Origin of the sequence: Ruegeria sp. HKCCA5929 (genome assembly GCF_013034525.1) — a bacterium.
Classification (GTDB): domain Bacteria; phylum Pseudomonadota; class Alphaproteobacteria; order Rhodobacterales; family Rhodobacteraceae; genus Ruegeria.
Genome location: NZ_WQGE01000004.1, coordinates 81,232 through 101,400, shown reverse-complemented (window position 1 = coordinate 101,400; position 20,169 = coordinate 81,232). Strand labels below are relative to the sequence as shown.

Annotated in this window: 23 protein-coding genes; 20 read left to right on the top strand and 3 right to left on the bottom strand. The window is 56.9% G+C overall.

What is annotated here, in order from left to right; genetic code table 11:
• The first annotated feature begins 1 nt into the window (after window position 1).
• The 11 genes from GOV90_RS11530 to GOV90_RS11480 are packed head-to-tail and all read left to right on the top strand — an operon-like array spanning window position 2 to window position 11,029.
• Complete coding sequence (locus GOV90_RS11530; protein ID WP_171105705.1) at window positions 2-775, top strand: class I SAM-dependent methyltransferase; 774 nt, start codon at window positions 2-4, stop codon at window positions 773-775.
• Window positions 772-1,266, top strand: coding sequence for an NADH-quinone oxidoreductase subunit NuoI (nuoI, locus tag GOV90_RS11525; protein ID WP_170331439.1), 495 nt, complete (start codon window positions 772-774; stop codon window positions 1,264-1,266). Before GOV90_RS11530 ends, nuoI begins: the two co-directional genes overlap by 4 nt.
• Window positions 1,263-1,673: a carboxymuconolactone decarboxylase family protein gene (locus GOV90_RS11520; protein ID WP_171092158.1), complete on the top strand. Its 411-nt coding sequence runs from the start codon at window positions 1,263-1,265 to the stop codon at window positions 1,671-1,673. The genes nuoI and GOV90_RS11520 overlap by 4 nt, the downstream gene beginning before the upstream one ends.
• The gene (locus GOV90_RS11515; RefSeq protein ID WP_170615376.1) at window positions 1,670-2,272 is read left to right on the top strand and encodes an NADH-quinone oxidoreductase subunit J; all 603 of its coding nucleotides are present in this window, start codon (window positions 1,670-1,672) and stop codon (window positions 2,270-2,272) included. The genes GOV90_RS11520 and GOV90_RS11515 overlap by 4 nt, the downstream gene beginning before the upstream one ends.
• Window positions 2,273-2,276: 4 nt before the next feature.
• Entirely contained in the window at window positions 2,277-2,582 is a 306-nt protein-coding gene (gene nuoK / locus GOV90_RS11510; protein ID WP_005984024.1) for an NADH-quinone oxidoreductase subunit NuoK, read from the top strand.
• A 7-nt stretch (window positions 2,583-2,589) separates the two neighbouring features.
• Window positions 2,590-4,767, top strand: a complete 2,178-nt coding sequence (gene nuoL, locus GOV90_RS11505; RefSeq protein ID WP_171092156.1) for an NADH-quinone oxidoreductase subunit L — start codon at window positions 2,590-2,592, stop codon at window positions 4,765-4,767.
• Window positions 4,767-6,311: an NADH-quinone oxidoreductase subunit M gene (locus tag GOV90_RS11500; RefSeq protein WP_171092154.1), complete on the top strand. Its 1,545-nt coding sequence runs from the start codon at window positions 4,767-4,769 to the stop codon at window positions 6,309-6,311. The genes nuoL and GOV90_RS11500 overlap by 1 nt, the downstream gene beginning before the upstream one ends.
• Before the next feature lie 15 nt (window positions 6,312-6,326).
• A complete protein-coding gene (gene nuoN / locus GOV90_RS11495) occupies window positions 6,327-7,769 on the top strand; it encodes an NADH-quinone oxidoreductase subunit NuoN (protein WP_171092152.1) in 1,443 nt (480 codons plus the stop codon).
• Window positions 7,770-7,823: 54 nt separating this feature from the next.
• On the top strand, window positions 7,824-8,573 hold the full coding sequence (locus tag GOV90_RS11490) for a biotin--[acetyl-CoA-carboxylase] ligase (RefSeq protein WP_171092150.1): 750 nt from the start codon (window positions 7,824-7,826) through the stop codon (window positions 8,571-8,573).
• Window positions 8,574-8,585: 12 nt separating this feature from the next.
• Window positions 8,586-9,365: a type III pantothenate kinase gene (locus tag GOV90_RS11485; RefSeq protein ID WP_171092148.1), complete on the top strand. Its 780-nt coding sequence runs from the start codon at window positions 8,586-8,588 to the stop codon at window positions 9,363-9,365.
• A complete protein-coding gene (locus tag GOV90_RS11480) occupies window positions 9,362-11,029 on the top strand; it encodes a ribonuclease J (RefSeq protein ID WP_171092146.1) in 1,668 nt (555 codons plus the stop codon). Before GOV90_RS11485 ends, GOV90_RS11480 begins: the two co-directional genes overlap by 4 nt.
• Before the next feature lie 10 nt (window positions 11,030-11,039).
• Here GOV90_RS11480 and GOV90_RS11475 read toward each other — a convergent pair whose 3' ends face one another.
• Complete coding sequence (locus tag GOV90_RS11475; RefSeq protein ID WP_171092144.1) at window positions 11,040-11,741, bottom strand: NUDIX hydrolase; 702 nt, start codon at window positions 11,739-11,741, stop codon at window positions 11,040-11,042.
• A gap of 25 nt (window positions 11,742-11,766) precedes the next feature.
• Window positions 11,767-12,165, bottom strand: coding sequence for a DUF983 domain-containing protein (locus GOV90_RS11470; RefSeq protein ID WP_171092142.1), 399 nt, complete (start codon window positions 12,163-12,165; stop codon window positions 11,767-11,769).
• Window positions 12,166-12,385: 220 nt separating this feature from the next.
• On the opposite strand from GOV90_RS11470, the gene GOV90_RS11465 reads away from it, so the two are divergent.
• Genes GOV90_RS11465 through GOV90_RS11450 form a run of 4 tightly spaced genes read left to right on the top strand, consistent with a single transcriptional unit; the run spans window position 12,386 to window position 14,293 of the window.
• A complete protein-coding gene (locus GOV90_RS11465; RefSeq protein ID WP_171092140.1) occupies window positions 12,386-12,856 on the top strand; it encodes an EF-hand domain-containing protein in 471 nt (156 codons plus the stop codon).
• Between the two features lie 6 nt (window positions 12,857-12,862).
• Window positions 12,863-13,480, top strand: a complete 618-nt coding sequence (locus GOV90_RS11460) for an RNA polymerase sigma factor (RefSeq protein WP_171092138.1) — start codon at window positions 12,863-12,865, stop codon at window positions 13,478-13,480.
• Entirely contained in the window at window positions 13,470-13,823 is a 354-nt protein-coding gene (locus tag GOV90_RS11455; RefSeq protein WP_254429057.1) for a hypothetical protein, read from the top strand. The genes GOV90_RS11460 and GOV90_RS11455 overlap by 11 nt, the downstream gene beginning before the upstream one ends.
• On the top strand, window positions 13,820-14,293 hold the full coding sequence (locus tag GOV90_RS11450; protein WP_171092134.1) for a periplasmic heavy metal sensor: 474 nt from the start codon (window positions 13,820-13,822) through the stop codon (window positions 14,291-14,293). The genes GOV90_RS11455 and GOV90_RS11450 overlap by 4 nt, the downstream gene beginning before the upstream one ends.
• A 6-nt stretch (window positions 14,294-14,299) precedes the next feature.
• On the opposite strand, the gene GOV90_RS11445 is transcribed toward GOV90_RS11450, so the two are convergent.
• Window positions 14,300-15,700, bottom strand: coding sequence for a diguanylate cyclase (locus tag GOV90_RS11445; protein WP_171092132.1), 1,401 nt, complete (start codon window positions 15,698-15,700; stop codon window positions 14,300-14,302).
• Window positions 15,701-15,788: 88 nt separating this feature from the next.
• Between GOV90_RS11445 and GOV90_RS11440 the strand changes: the two genes are divergently transcribed.
• From GOV90_RS11440 to GOV90_RS11420, 5 genes are all read left to right on the top strand, one after another.
• The gene (locus GOV90_RS11440; RefSeq protein WP_171092130.1) at window positions 15,789-16,073 is read left to right on the top strand and encodes a DUF3572 domain-containing protein; all 285 of its coding nucleotides are present in this window, start codon (window positions 15,789-15,791) and stop codon (window positions 16,071-16,073) included.
• Between the two features lie 24 nt (window positions 16,074-16,097).
• Window positions 16,098-16,790 carry an HAD family hydrolase gene (locus tag GOV90_RS11435; RefSeq protein WP_171092128.1) on the top strand — a complete coding sequence of 231 codons (693 nt, stop codon included), beginning with the start codon at window positions 16,098-16,100 and terminating at the stop codon, window positions 16,788-16,790.
• Between the two features lie 117 nt (window positions 16,791-16,907).
• Window positions 16,908-18,467 carry a trimethylamine methyltransferase family protein gene (locus GOV90_RS11430; RefSeq protein WP_171092126.1) on the top strand — a complete coding sequence of 520 codons (1,560 nt, stop codon included), beginning with the start codon at window positions 16,908-16,910 and terminating at the stop codon, window positions 18,465-18,467.
• A 118-nt stretch (window positions 18,468-18,585) separates the two neighbouring features.
• Window positions 18,586-19,173: a heme NO-binding domain-containing protein gene (locus GOV90_RS11425; RefSeq protein ID WP_171092124.1), complete on the top strand. Its 588-nt coding sequence runs from the start codon at window positions 18,586-18,588 to the stop codon at window positions 19,171-19,173.
• Window positions 19,170-20,162 (top strand): GGDEF domain-containing protein, encoded by a 993-nt coding sequence (locus tag GOV90_RS11420; RefSeq protein ID WP_171092122.1) that lies wholly within the window; start codon window positions 19,170-19,172, stop codon window positions 20,160-20,162. Before GOV90_RS11425 ends, GOV90_RS11420 begins: the two co-directional genes overlap by 4 nt.
• Window positions 20,163-20,169: the final 7 nt, after the last annotated feature.

Genomic DNA, 20,169 nt, shown 5'->3' with positions numbered 1-20,169 from the left:
GTTGGGTATCGATTTCACAGTCTTCTCCAAGCTTGTCGAGTTTTCGACACGGCACTCTGTGGAAGGCCGTTCATTGATGCTGGGCCGTCAGGAATTTGTTCGCCTGCGGCCGCCCAGAATCTTTCAGCGCAAACTGCGCCGAGAGGGGCTGGACCATATTCAGTTGGAAGACCTTCAGCAGTCGGATGGCTACAGCGAGACGTTCTTTCGCAAGCTGGGGTTCGGTGAAGTCGAAACTATGGATTTCTCGGACCATGAAGGCGCAACGATCCTTCAGGACCTAAATCGCCCCATTCCGAAAGAACTTGCGGGTCAATTCGATTTCATCTTCGACGGCGGAACGATTGAGCATGTGTTTAACGTCCCCGTTGCGTTGGAAAACGTGTTTCACATGCTGAAGCCCGGCGGGCATTTCATCTCGGTGAATGGCCTGAACGGCTGGGCCGGGCATGGGATGTATCAGTTCAATCCGGAACTGGTCTATTCGTTCTGGCGTCGGAACGCGGGCTGCGTGGTCAACACGTGCCAGGCGATTCAACGCAGCCGTGCCTTTCACCAGGCGATTTTGGATCTACAAGATCCGGCGGATGGAGAACAACGGATCGACCTGGGCGATGCCCTCCCGGATGGGCAGGTCTATTTGTATTATGAAATCCAGCGCGGTTCCGAAGCGGCTCTCATGGACACGGTTCTTCAAAGTGACTACGAGACGCACTGGCGTGACTACTCCAATGCCGGTGGAACGCGATATGATCAGAAGGTTAGCTCTCTATGACTCAAATCGACTACACCCGCGCCGCCAAGTACTTTCTGCTACAGGACTTCTGGGTCGGTATGAAACTGGGGCTCAAGTACTTTTTCGCTCCGAAGGCCACTGTGAACTATCCGCACGAAAAGGGCCCTTTGTCGCCGCGATTCCGTGGGGAACACGCTCTGCGTCGTTATCCCAACGGTGAAGAACGCTGCATCGCTTGCAAACTGTGTGAAGCGGTTTGTCCCGCGCAAGCCATCACCATCGACGCCGAGCCGCGCGAAGACGGCAGCCGCCGTACAACACGTTACGACATCGACATGACCAAATGCATCTATTGCGGCTTCTGCCAAGAGGCATGCCCGGTTGATGCCATCGTCGAAGGCCCGAATTTCGAATTCGCGACTGAAACCCGCGAAGAGTTGTTCTATGACAAGGAAAAACTGCTGGATAACGGCGAACGCTGGGAGGCCGAGATCGCCCGCAATCTGGAAATGGACGCGCCGTATCGATGACTGACAGCCCGACAAATCCGTTCGAGCTGATGATGAAGCAGGCTCAGGACATGGCCAAGGCGATGAACCCGGCGATGGAAAGCTTTTCGCCCAAGGGGTTCGAAGCGCTGTGGCCGACCATGCCTAAAGAGGTCATGGAGATGATGTTCGGCAACACCGTCAACAAAGACGGGCTGGATGCCAAAACCCGCCTGCTGTTGACGCTGGCCGGGCTGACCTGTCAGGGCGCGCAAGCGGATAGTGCCGTGCGCCAAACTGTGCGCCACGCGCTGGAAGCGGGTGCCAAGAAACAAGAGATCGTGGAAACGATCGGTCAGATGTCGGTCTTTGCCGGCATCCCGGCCATGACCCGCGCGCTGGATCTGGCGCAAGAGGTCATGGGCGGCAACGAGGATGAGGATCAATGACCGTCTTTGCCTTCTATCTGTTTGCCATCAGCGCCATCACCGGCGGGCTGTTCACGGTGATCAGCCGCCAGCCAGTGCACTCGGTGCTGTGGCTGATCCTGTCCTTCCTGTCGGCGGCGGGGCTGTTCGTGCTGCTGGGGGCCGAGTTTGTGGCAATGCTGCTGATCATCGTCTATGTAGGCGCGGTCGCGGTTCTGTTCCTGTTCGTAGTGATGATGCTGGACGTGGACTTTGCCGAGCTCAAGGCCGAGATGGCGCGCTATATGCCGCTGGCCCTGTTGATCGGTCTGGTCATCCTGATGCAGTTCGTCATGGCCTTTGGCGCTTGGGACAGCGCGCAGGGTGCGGCGGCCAATCTGGCCCAGCCAGTTCCAGCGGACCGCCACAACACCGAGGCGTTGGGTGTCATCCTTTATGATCAATATTTCCTTCTGTTCCAACTGGCGGGCCTGATCTTGCTGGTGGCCATGATCGGCGCCATCGTGCTGACATTGCGCCACCGTCAGGACATCAAGCGTCAGGACATTGTCGGCCAGATGATGCGCGACCCGGCCAAGGCGATGGAGTTGAAGGACGTGAAACCGGGGCAGGGACTTTGAGACGATGATCGGACTTGAACACTATCTTACGGTCGCGGCGACGCTGTTCGTCATCGGCATCTTCGGTCTCTTCCTGAACCGCAAGAACGTCATCATCCTGCTGATGAGCATCGAACTGATGCTGCTGGCGGTGAATATCAACCTCGTGGCGTTTTCCAGTTTCCTCGGCGATCTGGTCGGGCAAGTGTTTACGTTGTTCGTGCTGACCGTTGCTGCGGCCGAGGCGGCGATTGGTCTGGCCATTCTGGTCTGCTTCTTCCGTAACCGTGGCACGATCGCGGTTGAAGACGTCAATATGATGAAGGGCTAAGAGAACTATGGAAACCACCATCCTCTTTGCCCCGCTCGTGGGCGCGCTGATCTGCGGCTTTGGCTGGAAGTTCATTGGCGAGAAAGCCGCCATGTGGACGTCCACCGGTCTGCTGTTTCTGGCCTGTCTGCTGTCGTGGATCGTTTTCTTCACATTTGATGGGGTGACCCAGCAGATTGAGATCATGCGCTGGATCGAAAGCGGCTCGTTGTCGACAAGCTGGGCTATTCGACTGGACCGTCTGACCGCGATCATGCTGATCGTGGTGACAACCGTTTCGGCGCTCGTGCACCTCTATTCCTTCGGCTACATGGATCACGACCCGCAGTGGCGTGAGGGCGAAAGCTATAAGCCGCGTTTCTTTGCCTATCTGTCCTTCTTCACCTTCGCCATGCTGATGCTGGTGACAGCGGACAATCTGGTGCAGATGTTCTTTGGCTGGGAAGGCGTGGGTGTCGCCTCGTACCTGTTGATCGGCTTCTACTATCGCAAATCTTCGGCCAATGCGGCGGCGATGAAAGCGTTCATCGTGAACCGGGTGGGTGACTTCGGCTTTGCGTTGGGGATCTTCGCGATCTTCTTCCTGACCGATAGCATCAATTTCTCGGACATCTTTGCGTCCGCCCCGGCGCTGGCCGAAGAAAAGTTGCACTTCCTGTGGGGCGAGTGGACTGCAATTGAAGTCATCTGTGTGCTGCTGTTCATCGGCGCGATGGGTAAATCGGCTCAGTTGATCCTGCACACCTGGTTGCCGGACGCGATGGAAGGCCCGACGCCTGTGTCGGCCCTGATCCACGCTGCAACCATGGTGACGGCGGGTGTCTTCCTGGTCTGCCGTATGTCGCCGCTGATGGAGTTTGCGCCGGGCGCAACCGGCTTTATCACGGTACTGGGCGCGTCCACCGCGTTCTTTGCGGCCACCGTGGGGCTGGTGCAAACCGACATCAAGCGCGTGATTGCGTATTCGACCTGTTCTCAGCTTGGATACATGTTCGTGGCTGCTGGTGTGGGCATGTACTCGGCGGCGATGTTCCATCTGTTCACACACGCCTTCTTCAAAGCCCTGTTGTTCCTTGGTGCCGGGTCAGTGATCCACGCCATGCATCACGAGCAGGAGATGACTGAATACGGCGGACTGCGTAAGAAGATCCCCTATACCTTCTTGGCGATGATGATCGGGACGCTGGCCATCACTGGCGTTGGTATTCCGTTGACCACGTTTGGTTTTGCAGGGTTCCTGTCCAAGGATGCCATTATTGAGAGCGCTTATGCGGGTGGCTCGGGCTATGGCTTCTGGTTGCTGGTTGTGGCGGCTGCGTTCACCTCGTTCTACAGCTGGCGTCTGATCTTCCTGACCTTCTACGGTGAGCCGCGTGGCGACAAACATACGCATGATCACGCGCATGAAAGCCCGATGGTCATGCTGGTGCCGCTGGGCGTTCTGTCACTGGGCGCGGTTTTTGCCGGGATGATCTGGTACGGCAATTTCTTTGGCCACGCCGACAAGGTCGGCAAGTTCTATGGCATCCCTGTTGCCGAAGCGTCTGAGCACGCAGAGGCCGGCGATCATGGCAAAGCCGAAGAGCATGACGATGCCGCACATTCGGATGACGGTCATGCGGATGATGGTCATGGCGCTGAAACACATGCGGATGAGGGCCATGCAGACGACGGCCACGGTGACAAAGCTGCTCATGGTGGTGATCACCACTATGCCTTTGTCGGCGAACCGGGCGAGGGCGCGCTGTATATGGCACCGGACAACCACGTGTTGGACGATGCGCACGCCGCTCCGAAATGGGTTAAGGTCTCGCCCTTTGTCGCGATGGTGCTGGGCTTTATCGTGGCCTATTGGTTCTACATCGTGAACACGACGCTGCCCGCGCGGTTGGCCGAGAACCAGCGCCCGCTGTACCTGTTCCTCAAGAACAAGTGGTACTTTGACGAGATCTACAACGTTATCTTTGTCAAACCCACCATCGCCCTTGGCCGGTTCCTGTGGAAGCGCGGCGATGGAAACACAATTGATGGCTTCCTGAACGGAGTAGCAATGGGCGTTGTTCCCTTCTTTACCCGCCTCGCAGGCAAGGCGCAGACCGGGTACATCTTTACCTATGCCTTCTGGATGGTGCTGGGCATCGCAGCCCTTGTAACGTGGATGTCTATCGGCGGAGGGGCCAACTAATGGACAATATCCTTTCCATCGTTACGTTCATCCCGGCGATTGCAGCAGGTATTCTGGCGCTGTTCCTGCATGGGGATGACGCTGCGGCCCAACGCAATGCCAAGTGGATTGCGCTACTGGCGACAACCGTGACCTTCCTGGTGTCGATCGGCATCTATACCGGCTTTGATCCCTCGAACCCCGGCTTCCAGATGGTGGAAGAGGGTGAGTGGTTGATGGGTCTCAAGTACAAAATGGGTGTGGATGGCATCAGCGTTCTGTTCGTGCTGTTGACCACCTTCATCATGCCTCTGACCATTCTGGCCAGTTGGAACGTGACCGACCGCGTCAAGGAATACATGGTGGCGTTCCTGCTGCTGGAAACCCTGATGCTGGGCGTGTTCATGGCGCTGGATCTGGTGCTGTTTTACCTGTTCTTCGAGGCTGGCCTGATCCCAATGTTTCTGATCATCGGCATCTGGGGCGGTAAAGACCGCATCTACGCCAGCTTCAAGTTCTTCCTCTACACCTTCCTCGGCTCGGTGCTGATGCTGGTGGCGATGGTGGCGATGTACGCAGATGCGGGCACCACGGATATTGAGGCGCTGATGAGCCACCAATTCTCATCGGAAAGCGTCAGCGTGCTGGGCATCTATGTTGTCGGCGGTATGCAGACTTTGATGTTCCTGGCCTTCTTTGCCTCTTTCGCAGTGAAGATGCCGATGTGGCCGGTGCACACCTGGTTGCCCGATGCGCACGTTCAAGCGCCGACCGCGGGTTCGGTTGTTCTGGCGGCGATCTTGTTGAAAATGGGTGGCTATGGCTTCCTGCGGTTCAGCCTGCCGATGTTCCCCGTAGGTTCGGCGGTGATGACCGATCTGGTGCTTTGGATGTCTGCGATTGCGGTTGTCTACACCTCGCTGGTGGCGTTAGTGCAAGAGGACATGAAGAAGCTGATCGCTTACTCGTCGGTCGCGCATATGGGCTTTGTGACCATGGGCATCTTTGCGGCAAACCAGCAGGGTATCGACGGCGCGATCTTCCAGATGTTGAGCCACGGGTTCATCTCGGCGGCGCTCTTCCTGTGTGTCGGCGTGATCTACGACCGGATGCACACCCGCGATATCGAGGCTTATGGCGGTCTGGTCATTCGGATGCCTGCTTATGCGCTGGTCTTCATGCTGTTCACCATGGCCAATGTCGGCTTGCCGGGCACTTCCGGGTTCATCGGGGAATTCCTGACCCTGATGGGCGCGTTCCAGGTCAATACTTGGGTGACGGCTGTGGCTGCGACCGGTGTGATCTTTTCGGCCGGTTATGCGCTGTGGCTGTACCGCCGCGTGGTCTTTGGCGACCTGATCAAGGAAAGCCTGAAGGCGATGACCGACATGAGCTCGCGCGAACGTCTGATCTTTGCCCCACTGATTGTGATGACCATCCTTCTGGGCGTTTACCCGTCGCTGGTAACGGATGTAATCGGGCAATCCACCGCCGCGCTGATTTCGAACTATGACACGGCTCTGGCCGCAGCTGAAGCTGCGACCCAGACGGCCGCCTCGCACTAAGGGAGCTTTGGAGACATGATCCAGGCTGATCTGACAATTATCCTGCCGGAAATCATTCTGGCGCTCTACGCGATGGCGGCGCTCTTGGGGGCTGTCTATACGACGAAAGACGGCATGGCACCTTTGTTGGTCTGGACCACAGCTGGTCTGATGGCCCTTCTGGCGATCTGGATCGCCACACAAGGCGAGGGGACCAACGTGGCCTTCAATGGCATGTTCGTCGATGACGGGTTCGCCCGTTTCGCCAAGATTGCGATCCTGCTTTCGGCAGGTGCCGTTCTGGTCATGAGCCAGGATTACATGGCGCGCCGCGACTTGCTGCGTTTTGAGTATCCGCTGCTGGTCGCACTAGCCGCTGTTGGCATGATGATGATGGTTAGCGCGGGCGATCTGATGTCGCTTTACATGGGGCTCGAGCTGCAGTCGCTGTCGCTCTATGTTGTCGCGGCATTGCGCCGTGACAGTGCGAAATCGACCGAGGCCGGTCTGAAGTATTTCGTGCTGGGTGCGCTCAGCTCAGGCTTGCTGCTTTATGGTGCGTCGCTGGTCTATGGCTTTACTGGAACAACGCTCTTTTCAGGCATCATCACAACCGTTCAGGCCGGAGAAGTTTCGATTGGCCTGCTGTTTGGTCTGATCTTCCTGATCTCTGGTCTGGCCTTCAAAGTCTCGGCCGTGCCATTCCACATGTGGACACCGGACGTGTACGAAGGCTCGCCAACGCCGATCACTGCCTTTTTCGCCACCGCGCCGAAAGTGGCTGCTATGGCCCTTTTTGCGCGACTGATGCATGACGCGTTTGGCGGCATTGTGAAAGACTGGCAACAGGTGATCGTCCTGCTTTCGGTTCTGTCGATGCTGCTGGGTGCTGTCGCCGCGATTGGTCAGCGGGACATCAAACGTCTGATGGCGTTCTCGTCGATTGCCCATATGGGGTATGCTCTGATCGGTCTGGCGGCAGGTACCGAGTTGGGCATCAAAGCGATGCTGATGTATCTGGCCATCTACGTGACCATGAACATCGGAACCTTTGCCTTCATCCTGATGATGGAACGGGACGGCAAACCGATCACCGATATTGACGCCCTGCGCCAATATTCCAAGCGCGATCCGGGCAAAGCCCTTGCCGTTCTGATCCTGATGTTCTCGCTGGCCGGTGTTCCACCGATGCTGGGTTTCTTTGCGAAATTTGGCGTTTGGCAAGCAGGTGTCAGCGCGGGTCTGACCGGCCTTGTGATCGTCTCGGCCATCGCGTCCGTCATCGGTGCCTTCTATTACTTGCGGATCGTGTTCTACATGTATTTCGGTGCTGAAAACGAGGACCCGATTGAAACCCGGTCGACGCCGGTGTTGTGGGTCGCCTTGATGGGCTCGGCCGCCTTGATGCTGATCGGTATCTTTTATCAGTTTGGTGTCGAGGGCGCGGCGGCAGCTGCGGCAGCGACGCTTGTCAACTGAAGGTTTTGAACACTCAGAAGGAGGGGCTCGGTCGCGTGACCGGGCCTTTTTGATATGACCAAATGGCCCCAAGGCTATGGACTGCACGAGCTGCAGGAAGTCGATAGCACACTCAATGAGGCAGCGCGGATTGCACCCACTGCCCGAGGTCCCGTTTGGATTATGGCACATCACCAAACGGCGGCGCGCGGACGGCGGGGCCGGGTCTGGGCCAATCCCATGGGCAATCTGGCCGCGACGTTGCTGATGCGCCCGCAAGGTGCGCCGGAACAGGCAGCGCTACGCAGCTTTGTGGCCGCATTGGCCTTGTTCGACGCCTGTGTTGCTGTGACCGGAAGAACGGCCGGGCTGTCGCTGAAATGGCCCAATGATGTTCTGCTGAACGGGGGTAAGCTGGCCGGTATCTTGCTGGAAAGCACCGGGCAAGGGCAAGGTGTTGCGCATCTGGCGATCGGCATCGGTGTGAACCTAGCCAATGCACCTGACGCGGATGCGGTCGAACCTGGTGCGATGCGGCCCGTTTCATTGCTGTCGGAAACCGGTTCAAATGTCTCGCCCGAAGATTTCCTAACCGAACTGGCCGCAGCTTATGCCAGGTATGAAACCCAATTCGTCACCTACGGGTTCGAACCGATCCGCACCGCGTGGCTGGCCCGCGCGGCGCGGTTGGGAGAGGTCATCACCGCACGTACCGGAACGTCAGAGACGGTTGGAACCTTCGAAACAGTAGACGCAAGCGGCAACCTTGTCTTAAACACCGCCAAAGGCCGCGTGAGCATTCCTGCGGCAGACGTGTATTTTTGAAAGGGGCGTTAAATGCTTCTGGCCATTGATTGCGGCAACACCAATACCGTTTTCTCGATCTGGGACGGCGAGAAGTTTCTGTGCACCTTACGCACGTCGACCCACCATGCGCGTACGGCAGACGCATATTTCACCTGGTATTCGACGCTAGTGAAACACTATGGCATCGAAGCGGTCATAACGGATGTCATCATCGCCTCAACAGTGCCGCGTGTTGTGTTTAACCTGCGTATCTTCGCGGATCGATTTTTTGGATGCCGGCCGCTGGTGGTGGGTAAGCCGGATTGTCTGTTACCCGTGCCCCCTCGTGTTGATGAAGGCACGGTACCTGGGCCTGACCGGTTGGCCAACGCAGTGGGCGCGTTTGATCGTCACGGTGGCAATGTGGTCGTGGTGGATTTTGGCACAGCAACAAACTTTGACGTTGTTGCCGCCGATGGGGCTTATGTCGGGGGCATTATCGCGCCTGGTGTGAACCTCAGCCTTGAAGCTCTGCACCAGGGGGCGGCTGCGCTTCCGCATATCGACATTACCCGGCCGGATAAAGTGATCGGGACGAATACGGTTGGATGTATCCAATCGGGCGTGTATTGGGGCTATTCCGGCCTGATCGAAGGGCTGATCGCCCGGATCAAAACCGAATACGGAATGCCGATGAAAGTTGTGGGTACTGGTGGACTGGCCCCTTTGTTCGATCAGGCCGACGTAGGGTTCGACGCAATCGAAGATGATCTGACGATGCACGGTTTGACCGTGATCCATCGCTATAACAAGGATAATGGCTCCGAATGAGCAGTGAAAGATTGATCTACCTGCCGCTGGGTGGCGCGGGTGAAATTGGCATGAATGCCTATGTGTATGGCTATGGTAAACCCGGACAGGAGCGCCTGATCCTTGTTGATTTGGGTGTCACCTTTCCGGACATGGACACAACACCCGGTGTTGACCTGATCTATGCGGATATTTCGTGGTTGAAAGAGCGTGCAGACCAGCTGGACGGCGTTTTTATCACCCACGCGCATGAGGATCATGTTGGCGCGGTGGCGCATTGCTATGAAGCCTTGGGTGCGCCGATTTATGCCCGCGCGTTCACGGCCAATATCGCGCGCCGCAAGATGGAAGAACACGCGCACCCAACCGAGGCCGTAACAACCGTATCCGCCTGGCCTGAACAGGTCTCGGTCGGGCCATTCACGGTTGGATTTCTACCTGTATCGCACTCGATCCCCGAAAGCGCGGCGTTGGTCATCGATACGCCTGCGGGACGGGTCGTGCATTCGGGTGATTTCAAACTGGATGCGCAGCCTGTCGTGGGTGAGGCTTTTGATCCAGACTTGTGGGCTGAGGTCGCCAAACCCGGCGTCAAGGCGTTGGTCTGCGACAGCACAAACGTTTTCTCGGCCCATCCGGGCCGTTCGGAATCCGAAGTTGGGCCGGAAATCACCAAACTGGTCGAAAACGCCGAAGGCATGGTCGTGGCGACCACGTTTGCCTCAAACGTTGCGCGGGTCAAAACACTGGCCGAAGCGGGTCAGCGGGCAGGGCGGTCGGTTGTTCTGTTGGGCCGCGCCATGCGCCGAATGATCGAGGCCGCAACCGAAACCGGCATCCTGTCGGATTTCCCAAAGGTGATCAGCGCGGAAGAGGCGTTGGATCTTCCGCGCCAAAATCTGATGCTGATCGTAACCGGCAGCCAGGGCGAGCGCCGTGCCGCCAGCGCCCAACTGGCCCGTGGCAAGTACCGGGGTCTCGAACTGGCCGAAGGTGACCTGTTCCTGTTTTCCTCGAAAACCATTCCGGGCAACGAGCGGGGCGTGATCTTCATCATGAACCAGCTCAGCGAAAAGGGCGTCGATGTGGTGGATGACAGCTCGGGTCTCTATCACGTTTCAGGGCATGCCAACCGGCCTGATCTTGAGAAGGTCCACGCGCTGATCGATCCGCAAGTCGTGATCCCGATGCACGGTGAACACCGTCATCTGCGCGAGCACGTCAAACTGGCCGAGCAAGGCGGCAGAAGCGGTGTGCTGGCAGTGAACGGTACCATGTTGGATCTCAGCGGTAACGCCCCGGCTGTTGTCGACTATGTTGAAACCGGGCGCACCTATTTGGACGGGTCGGTCAAGATCGGCGCGTTGGACGGCGTTGTGCGGGATCGTATCCGCATGGCATTGAACGGCCATGTCACGGTCACTGTGGTCTTGGACGAGGAAGACGAACCGCTGGGTGAACCTTGGTGCGATACCATGGGCCTCCCCGAGATCGGAACTTCGCGCGCCGCTTTGGTGGAGGTTCTGGAAGAGGACCTGAACCAGTTCCTGATGCGGGCCGCAGCCAAAACACTACGCGATGACGACAAGCTGGAAGACGAGATGCGCCGGATCGTTCGGCAGACCGCGAAAGCGGAAATCGGTAAGAAGCCCGAAGTAACAGTGGTTGTCAGCCGGATGCGGTGATCCGGTGCCTTCAGTCGTGTTCCGGCATCGGGTAACCCCTGAGGCGCAGGAACAGGTTGGCTTCTTCGTCATTCTTGTAGAACGGAACGGACACTGGAGGCTCGGGGGATGTAACCCGGGCCGCTACTTCGGCAAGAACAACCTCGGTTATGAAAGGCAGGTCCAAATCTCGCGCGCGGTCAAGTTGCACCCATTGCAGATGCGACAGCTCGTCTGAGGCGCGACTGAAATCGTCCAGATCACCTTGCAAGGCTTCCGCGTCGACCAAAAAGAACCGGGCGTCAAAACGACGAGGGCGACCGGGCGGAGTTACAGCGCGGAAAACGAATTGCAACGCAGCTGCAGACGGCACAAATCCCATGGCCGAAAAACTCTGCCAATCGTCAGGTGCATGACCTGGCCACGCACCCGGCTGGCCCAGAACAAGCCCGGTTTCTTCCCAGAGTTCTCGAATGGCAGCGGCGGCCAACGCATGTTGCAACCCGGACTCGGCCTGTTCTGCCAAACGGTCACGGCACAGATCGGGCAGCTTGGTCGCAAGGGGCACTTCTGAATCCGCTGGATCAACGGCACCGCCAGGGAACACAAACTTGTTCGGCATGAACACGGCTTTGGAGCCGCGTTGCCCCATAAGGATCGACGGGTTGGTCCATCTGTCCCGCAAAACGATGACAGTAGCGGCGTCACGGATGGCGGTCTTGTCTTCTGTCATATCTGCGCCACGCGGCCGGTTGGGTTCACTTGGACGTTCCGAAACCGTGCATACGCCGGGCCCACTGATACGCGACAACGGCGCCTTTCAAACGGGGCAACAGGTACAGCGACAGAGCAACGCAGCCGATTGAGAAACCGATGGCCATGGTCCAGGGGTCTGGCCGCCAATGAACGTAGGACACGTGCAAAGCAGGTGCCAGCAGGTGACCAACAAGAAGGATGGTCAGATAAGCCGGCCCGTCATCGGCGCGGTGATGAAACAGCTCTTGCCCGCAATTCGAGCAGCTGTCATTGACCTTGAGATAGCTGTGCAACAGCTTGCCCTCACCACAGTTGGGGCACTTGCACCGAAACCCTTTGACAAGGGCGGGCCATGTTTCACGCTCTGTGTCGGTCGCGGTGTCGATCGTCTGATCCGTCATAATATAACTCGCGCATTAATCTTTGGGCGATAATGCGCCTGATCGGGCGGATTTGAAAGGGGGGTGCGTCGCTTTGCAACGCTCAGTACCCGATGCGCCGAAAACTCTTCTGATTCCATTCTCAATAAAACCCACTTTTCTGCGACGGAATTTCCGCTGCCCCGCGTTTGAATTGATATGAGCAGCGGCACTGGGGCCGCGTCAACAAGGGAAAACCGAAATGAAAAACGCGACATTCATCACGGCCATTGTTTTGTCCGCAGTTGCCGTTACAGGCACATCTGTTCTGGCTGCCGGAAAAGGTGGGCGCGAGCCTGTATCCTTTCAGGAACTCGACGCCGATGGCGACGGTCAGGTGACGCAGCAAGAGATGGAGGCCCACCGCACCGCGCGTTTCACGCAAGCGGATACCAACGGTGATGGCCAGCTGAGCCTTGACGAGATGCAAGCCGCTGCACAGAAAAAGGCAAGTGACCGCGTCGCCAAGATGTTCGAAAAGAATGATGCGAACAAAGACGGGTTTCTGAGCCAGGACGAGTTGCCGAAACCCCGCCGGGCTGACAAGATGTTTGATCGGATGGACGCGGATAACAGTGGCGGAATCTCGGAACAGGAATTTGCCGATGCCAAAGACAAGATGGGGCGACACCACAAGAAAAAGCATCACAATTCGGACGCAGACGATAGCTGATGCAGGATGGAGGATCTGACCTCCCACCCACAAGATGCCCGCGAAGCGATGTGCAGCGCGGGCAGCCTCAGCGACGATGCGTTGCTGGGGCGCTTTGCCGATGGCAATGCCGAGGCCGCGCGGGTGCTTACTGACCGACTTGGGCCACGGTGTTACTCGGTCGCGTTGCGCATGTTGGGCAATCGGACCGAGGCGGAAGATGTGACGCAAGAGGCGATGATGCGGCTGTGGCAAATGGCACCGGATTGGGTGTCGGGTCAGGCCAAAGTCTCGACCTGGCTTTACCGGGTGACGCTGAACCTGTGTGTGGACATCCGGCGCAAGAAGACACCCGACAGGCTGTCGGATGTTCCCGAGCCTGAAGATGGTCAAGCCAGTGTGGTTGACCGGATGCAGGACGAGGCTCGCAAGGACGCGTTGCAGATCGCCTTGGCCGAATTGCCCGAACGGCAGCGACAAGCGGTGGTGCTGCGCCATATTGAAGAATTGCCCAACCCCGAAATCGCCGGGATCATGGGCGTTTCCGTGGAAGCGGTGGAAAGTCTGACAGCGCGTGGCAAACGAAGCCTGGCCGCCATTCTGGCGGGACGGCGCGAAGAACTGGGGTATGACAATGGCGAATAACGATCTGGAACTGGATCATTTGTTTGCTCAAGCGCGGCACCAACGGCCGGCCTTGCCAGACGATCTGGCCGTGCGCATCCAAACGGATGCCGAGGCGGTGCGCTTGGGCCGCATGAAATCCGCGCCACAACCGGGGCCTGCGTTGTGGGACAGGCTGGTGCGCAATCTGGGTGGCTGGCAGGGGTTGAGTGGCCTTGTTGCGGCCAGTGCGGCCGGTGTCTGGATCGGGTTTTCCGCGCCTGCCTTTTTGCCCGATCCTGCCAACCTGCTGACAACGCAAGAGACGGCCTTTCTTGTGGCCGACCTTGGCTATGACACGAGTTTTCTGGAGACCACGGAATGAACGCTGATCCCAAACCCAAACGCCGGTGGATGCCCGTTGTCCTGGTTGTGTCTCTGGCTCTGAATCTGTTGATCGTTGGCGTTGCTGTAGGCACTGTGTTGCGTCTGAAAGGCGGGGATCACGCCAAGGCACCGCCGGGATTTGGCCCGGCCCTGTACCGAGCGTTGCCAAAAGATGATCGCAAAGCGATGCGGGGTGAGTTGTCGGGGCTGCACAAAAAAGGGACCAGTGGTCGCAAACAGGATTTTGAGGCGATGAGCCAGGCTTTGCGCACCGTACCCTTTGATCCGGGTGCCGTTGAAGTGCTGTTGCTACAGCAGGCACAGGCAACGGCTGCATTGCAAGAGGCTTTGCAAACGCAATGGTTGGCGCGCGTTACCGCCATGAGCGATCAGGACAGACAGGCGTATGCAGATCGATTGCAGGACATTGTCGAACGCGGTCCGCATAAACACAAGAAAAAGGACTAATAGGTTTTAAGCTGCGTTTTGCCGGACGCTCACCTGATTGCGACCGGCTTTTTTTGCCGCATAAAGTGCGGTGTCAGCGGACTTAATCAGGTTCTCAATATGTGGCGTGGGACTTTCTTGGTCGGGGAACGGGCCTTGGGACATTTTCATCCCGACGCTGACTGTCACGTTGACTTGCGGTCCCTGATCCAAGAGCTGAAACGGCGCACTGCAAATGCTGTCACAGAGGGATTCAGCGAGCCGCATCGCTTGTTTGGGTGTTACATTTGGCACGCCTATCATGAACTCTTCTCCACCGATACGGGCGACAAATCCGTTGGTGCCAAGGGCACCACGCATACGTTCTGCCGCCTGCTTCAGCACGAGATCGCCACTCGCGTGACCGTGGTCGTCGTTGATAGCTTTGAAATGGTCGAGGTCAGCCAGCATGACAGCAAAACTGCTTCCAGTTCGCGCAGATTCGCGTGCGATCTGGTCCAGCGCTCGCATAGCAAACCGGCGATTATGCAGCCCGGTCAACGGGTCGATCCACGAGTCCGCCAGTCCCTTTTTCAGAGATACACGCATGTGATCCAGCCGGGCTTTGCGCGCGATTTGATTGTCCAGCCGAAGCAGGATTTCCTGCGCGCAGAATCCATCCAGGCAAACGGCGTCGGCACCTCGATCCAATGCCTCTGAAGCCTGAACGGCATTGTCGTCCTTAAGCACACCGATCAACACCGTGTTTCGCGTGACGTTACGCGATCTAAGATCAGCCAGAATATTCAGATCTGACGGATGAGCGCCCAATTCGACAACGATGGCGTCCGGGACAGCGCCAGACAAGACGCTTTGAAGGTTCGATTGCAGGTGCCAGGACAAAGAAAACTGACGCTGATCGTTGAGCGCCTTGTGCCACATGACGCCGGTTTGCGCGGCATGTGTCAGAATATGAACTTTCGCGGCTTTTGGCGGGCGGATAACGCTTGGTGCCGGTTCCCCGAACCCGATCGGCTGCGAACCGTTGCTGACCTGAAGGTCTTGAGTGGCAGCATGGGCACGCAACAAGCTTCGGATGCGCGCCAACAGCAAGGTATCCTTGAAAGGATGCGTCAGCACATCGTCCAACCCATCCTGCAAGGCACGCAGCCGCGCATCCCTGTCGTTTTGTGCGGCAAGTACAACAACTGGTACATCTTCAAGCCCGGGAACGGTCTTGGTCACCTTTTTGACATCCGCAGCTGTTCCATCTGGCAAGGTCTGAGCTGTCAGAACAAGATCAGGCTGAGTGCGACGCACAAGCGACAACAGCCCTTCAAGCTTTTCACCTTGGACTACGTGATACCAAGCCGCTGTCAGCTGAACTTTCAGCATGATGCGATTGGTTGCTACCCCGTCGAGGACAAGGATGGTTCCCTGCACAGACATAGTTGTTAACCGTTGATTGCATGCGTGAACAAAGTGTTTATGAGTCTGGTTAACAAACCCTTTCCAAAAGTGGATCTGAGCGCAGTTTATGTCGATATCATCCGAATCCGCGGAAACGCTGGCTCTGACAGCTTTGGGTTGGTTGGCCGGAAATGAAGAGCTTTTTCCTGTATTTTTGGGCTCGACGGGCGCGTCGGTGCAAGATGTCCGCGAGCGTGCAGCAGACCCGGAATTTCTGGCGTCGGTGCTGGATTTTCTGGTACTTGACGACTCGTGGGTCATGGCGTTTTGTGATGCCAACGCGCTAGCCTATGATCTTCCTGCTCAGGCGCGGACGGTTTTGTCCGGCGGCGCTGATGTACATTGGACCTGAAATCCTCTTCCGCTGGAGAACTTGATGCCGATAGATGCAATCGTCTTCGATAAAGACGGCACGCTGTTTGATTTTGCAAACACATGGGGTGGCTTTGGCCGCTCTTTGCTGCTGCGACTGACTAATGGTGAAACAACCCGCGCCGCCGAACTTGGACAGATAATCGGCTATGACCTGGAGCAAGAGAGATACAACGCAGACAGTATCGTTATCGCTGCGACTGTTGAAGAAATCGCCGGCGTATTGGCCGCTCATGTCGACAGCATGACCGTTGATGAGATCGTGGATCTGATGAATGCCGAAGCAGCTGCTGCCCCTCAGTCGCCTGCTGTTCCTCTGGTCCCGTTTCTGGAAAGTTTGCAGAATGCGGGGATTAAGCTGGGTGTGGCCACCAATGACAGTGAACATCCGGCCCTGCGGCATCTTGAGTCCGCCGGGATTCGAGAGCATTTCGACTTTGTTGCGGGGTATGACAGTGGTCACGGATTCAAGCCAGGCCCTGGTCAACTGCTGGCCTTTTCCGCGCATGTTGGGGTTGAACCTTCACGGGTCGCAATGGTTGGTGATAGCCTTCATGATCTCCAAGCCGGGCGGGCTGCCGGGATGACGACGATAGGTGTTTTGACGGGTTTGGCCGAAGCAGAGGCGCTGGCGCCCATGGCCGACGTCGTCCTGCCCGATATCGGACATATCCCTGCATGGTTAGCCAGCAAGTAAACGGTTAAATCCGGCAATCGACGGCCAAAATAGAAAACCGACATATTCTGTCGCAGACAGAGCGGCCATCATCGTGTCTTCCGGGCTTGCTTGTTTAAAGCAGGAATGGAGGCCGTGATGGGCGATACAACAACACGCAAGCGTCGCGGCGGTGGCCGCGCTGGGGCTGCAGCGCGCAGAGGAACTGCAGCGATCGATCAGATGCCCTGGGATCCGCCCATCAACATCGACCATCCCACAGAGCCCTTGGATCAGGCTGGCATCGAAGCGATCCATGACGGGGCCATGCGTATCCTGGAAGAAATCGGGATCGAATTTTACAATGAAGAGGCAATAGGCATCCTGCGTGAGGCAGGCTGTACCATCGAAGGTGACAATGTGCGCATGGGGCGTGACTTTGTCATGGAGATGATTGCGAAAGCCCCCAGTCAATTTTCGATCACGCCACGCAATCCGGATCGCAAGATCGAGATTGGTGGAAAGAACATTCTGTTCGGCAATGTCTCATCGCCGCCGAATTATTGGGATATGGAGATCGGCACAAAAGTTCCCGGCAACCGGGAGATGTGCCGAAATCTGTTGAAACTGACGCAATATTTCAACTGCATCCATTTCGCCGGAGGTTATCCGGTCGAACCTGTCGATATTCACGCCAGTATAAGGCATCTGGACGTCCTTTACGACAAGCTGACGCTGACCGACAAAACCATGCATGCTTACTCTCTGGGCAAAGAGCGCGTCGAGGATGTGATGGAAATGGTGCGCATCGCAGGCGGTCTGAGCCACGAAGAATTCGATGCCGCTCCACGCATGTACACCAACATTAACTCTACCTCTCCTCTAAAGCATGACCAGCCTATGATCGACGGGTGCCTACGGCTGGCCCGACGTGGACAGGCAATTGTGGTGACACCCTTTACGTTGGCCGGGGCCATGGCACCGGTGACAATGGCAGGTGCGGTGGCCCAGTCACTGGCCGAGGCGCTATGTGCTATAGCCCTGTTCCAATATGTGCGCCCGGGAACTCCGTGCGTGATCGGCACATTTACGTCGAATGTCGATATGAAAACCGGAGCACCCGCTTTTGGGACGCCGGAATACATGCGCTCGACCCAGATGACCGGCCAGATGGCGCGGTTCTACGGGCTGCCGATGCGATCGTCGGGTGTTTGTGCTGCAAACGTGCCTGATGGGCAGTCGATTTGGGAGACGTCGAACTCGCTTTGGGCATCCGTACAATCGGGCACCAACATGGTCTATCACGCGGCTGGATGGCTGGAAGGTGGCCTGATTGCAAGCCCGGAAAAGTTCATCATGGATTGCGAAATCCTGCAACAAATTCAGCGTTATATGAACCCGGAATTGACTGCCACCGGCCCTGATGAGATCGCGCTTGATGCGATCCGCTCAGTTGGCAATGACGGTCATTTCTTCGGCATTCAGCACACACAGGACCGTTATACCACCGCGTTCTATCAACCCTTCCTGAGCGACTGGAAGAACTATGAAGGGTGGGAGGTTGCTGGTGGCATTTGGACAGCCGAACGCGCCCACCACATGTTCAAAGAGATCATTTCGAGCTTTGACGCTCCACCAATGGATGAAGCCATTCGCGAAGAACTGGCAGAGTTTGTGGAACGCCGCAAAGCCGAGGGTGGCGCGCCGACAGATTTCTGAGCAATCGACAAATGTCGAAGTGATACCCGGTTGCATTCGCTGCAACTCAGGGTGGATTTTGTCTATTTGTTAAGATATGTCAGCACAGAGTGCAGGGGACACCAAGTTGGGGTTTCCGATGCATGGTCTGATCAATCGGGCGATACAGTCTTTTGTCTGCGCTACCTATGGGCAGGCCTGCTGGCTGCGTGTGACCGAAGATGCGCGATTAGGGTTTCGCGAGTTTGAAGCCATGCTCATCTATGATGATGACATGACGACAAGAGTGTTGGATGCGCTGAGTGGCGATCTGAACCGACCAAAGGCCGAGATTCTTGAGGATTTGGGGACATATCTTGTGTCCCACCCGAACATGGAAGGGCTGCGTCGCCTGCTCAGGTTTGGCGGCGTAAGCTATGTAGAGTTTCTGCATTCGCTGGACGATCTGGCCGACCGGGTGCGGTTGGCCGTGTCAGATTTGACTTTGCCGGCCCTTGAGCTGCGAGAGCTATCGGCCACGGAGTATCAGCTATGCTGCTTTCCAGGCTTGCCCGGTTATTCCAGTGTCATGGTTGGTGTTTTGCGCGCCATGGCAGATGACTACGGCGCATTGGTCATACTGTCACATGAAGGGCATCAGCAGGGCAGTGACATCATTTCCATCATGTTGGTTGAAAGCGCTTTCGCGGAAGGGCGTCACTTTGATTTGGGGGCGCACAACAGATGACCGATACTCAAGAACTTGCGGGCCTTCTGGAAACGCTTTGTCCAATGTTCCTGTTGGTCGAACAAGACGGACGAATACAGCAAGTGGGGCCGACACTTCAAAAACTGCGACCAGAATTACCGCTGATCGGGCAGGGGTTTCTGGAAGTGTTTGAACTGATCCGCCCCAGAACAGTTACAACCATTCCGGCGTTGTTATCGATGGCCGGGGCTAAGTTGCACCTGAAGTTCAAAGATGAACTGCGTACGACCCTCAAGGGCTTGGTCGCCCCTTTGCCGCAGTCCGGTGGTGCGGTCATCAATTTGTCATTCGGGATTTCAATTCTGGATGCGGTGCGGGATTACGCGCTGACAAGTGCGGATTTCTCAGGCACCGACCTTGCCATCGAACTGCTTTATCTGGTCGAGGCCAAATCTGCCGCGATGGAGGCGTCGCGGTCGCTAAACCTGAGGCTTCAAGGCGCCATGCTCGCCGCTGAGGAACAGGCCTATACCGACACATTAACCGGGCTAAAAAACCGCAGGGCCATGGATCACGTGCTTGCAAATCTGATCTCAAGCAATTCGGCTTTTGCCTTGATGCATCTGGATCTGGATTTCTTCAAATCCGTAAATGACAGACTGGGTCACGCTGCTGGTGATTTCGTCCTGCAACAGGCAGCCCGTATCATGATCGAGGAGACGCGCAGCGAAGATACGGTTACCCGTGTTGGTGGGGACGAGTTTGTCATTGTTTTCAAAGACCTGACACGAGACGACAGATTGAAGGCAATCGCTGACCGACTTATCCAACGCTTGAACGAACCTATGCTGTTTCAAAGCCAGCAGTGTACGGTGTCAGCCAGCATCGGCACGGCTCTGTCCACCCAGTTTCAAGTGCCCAAAGCGGCTGATATCTTACATGCTGCAGATTTGGCATTGTATCAGGCCAAACGGGATGGTCGATCGTGCCATCGGCTTTATTCGACACTGAGCAAGGCGCAATCCTGAACGTCCA

Coding starts and splice junctions, on each gene's coding strand:
- nuoI (WP_170331439.1), top strand. CDS start 772: ATGACTCAAATCGACTACACCCGCGCCGCCAAGTACTTTCTGCTACAG.
- GOV90_RS11520 (WP_171092158.1), top strand. CDS start 1,263: ATGACTGACAGCCCGACAAATCCGTTCGAGCTGATGATGAAGCAGGCT.
- GOV90_RS11515 (WP_170615376.1), top strand. CDS start 1,670: ATGACCGTCTTTGCCTTCTATCTGTTTGCCATCAGCGCCATCACCGGC.
- nuoK (WP_005984024.1), top strand. CDS start 2,277: ATGATCGGACTTGAACACTATCTTACGGTCGCGGCGACGCTGTTCGTC.
- nuoL (WP_171092156.1), top strand. CDS start 2,590: ATGGAAACCACCATCCTCTTTGCCCCGCTCGTGGGCGCGCTGATCTGC.
- GOV90_RS11500 (WP_171092154.1), top strand. CDS start 4,767: ATGGACAATATCCTTTCCATCGTTACGTTCATCCCGGCGATTGCAGCA.
- nuoN (WP_171092152.1), top strand. CDS start 6,327: ATGATCCAGGCTGATCTGACAATTATCCTGCCGGAAATCATTCTGGCG.
- GOV90_RS11490 (WP_171092150.1), top strand. CDS start 7,824: ATGACCAAATGGCCCCAAGGCTATGGACTGCACGAGCTGCAGGAAGTC.
- GOV90_RS11485 (WP_171092148.1), top strand. CDS start 8,586: ATGCTTCTGGCCATTGATTGCGGCAACACCAATACCGTTTTCTCGATC.
- GOV90_RS11480 (WP_171092146.1), top strand. CDS start 9,362: ATGAGCAGTGAAAGATTGATCTACCTGCCGCTGGGTGGCGCGGGTGAA.
- GOV90_RS11475 (WP_171092144.1), bottom strand. CDS start 11,741: ATGACAGAAGACAAGACCGCCATCCGTGACGCCGCTACTGTCATCGTT.
- GOV90_RS11470 (WP_171092142.1), bottom strand. CDS start 12,165: ATGACGGATCAGACGATCGACACCGCGACCGACACAGAGCGTGAAACA.
- GOV90_RS11465 (WP_171092140.1), top strand. CDS start 12,386: ATGAAAAACGCGACATTCATCACGGCCATTGTTTTGTCCGCAGTTGCC.
- GOV90_RS11460 (WP_171092138.1), top strand. CDS start 12,863: ATGGAGGATCTGACCTCCCACCCACAAGATGCCCGCGAAGCGATGTGC.
- GOV90_RS11455 (WP_254429057.1), top strand. CDS start 13,470: ATGGCGAATAACGATCTGGAACTGGATCATTTGTTTGCTCAAGCGCGG.
- GOV90_RS11450 (WP_171092134.1), top strand. CDS start 13,820: ATGAACGCTGATCCCAAACCCAAACGCCGGTGGATGCCCGTTGTCCTG.
- GOV90_RS11445 (WP_171092132.1), bottom strand. CDS start 15,700: ATGTCTGTGCAGGGAACCATCCTTGTCCTCGACGGGGTAGCAACCAAT.
- GOV90_RS11440 (WP_171092130.1), top strand. CDS start 15,789: ATGTCGATATCATCCGAATCCGCGGAAACGCTGGCTCTGACAGCTTTG.
- GOV90_RS11435 (WP_171092128.1), top strand. CDS start 16,098: ATGCCGATAGATGCAATCGTCTTCGATAAAGACGGCACGCTGTTTGAT.
- GOV90_RS11430 (WP_171092126.1), top strand. CDS start 16,908: ATGGGCGATACAACAACACGCAAGCGTCGCGGCGGTGGCCGCGCTGGG.
- GOV90_RS11425 (WP_171092124.1), top strand. CDS start 18,586: ATGCATGGTCTGATCAATCGGGCGATACAGTCTTTTGTCTGCGCTACC.
- GOV90_RS11420 (WP_171092122.1), top strand. CDS start 19,170: ATGACCGATACTCAAGAACTTGCGGGCCTTCTGGAAACGCTTTGTCCA.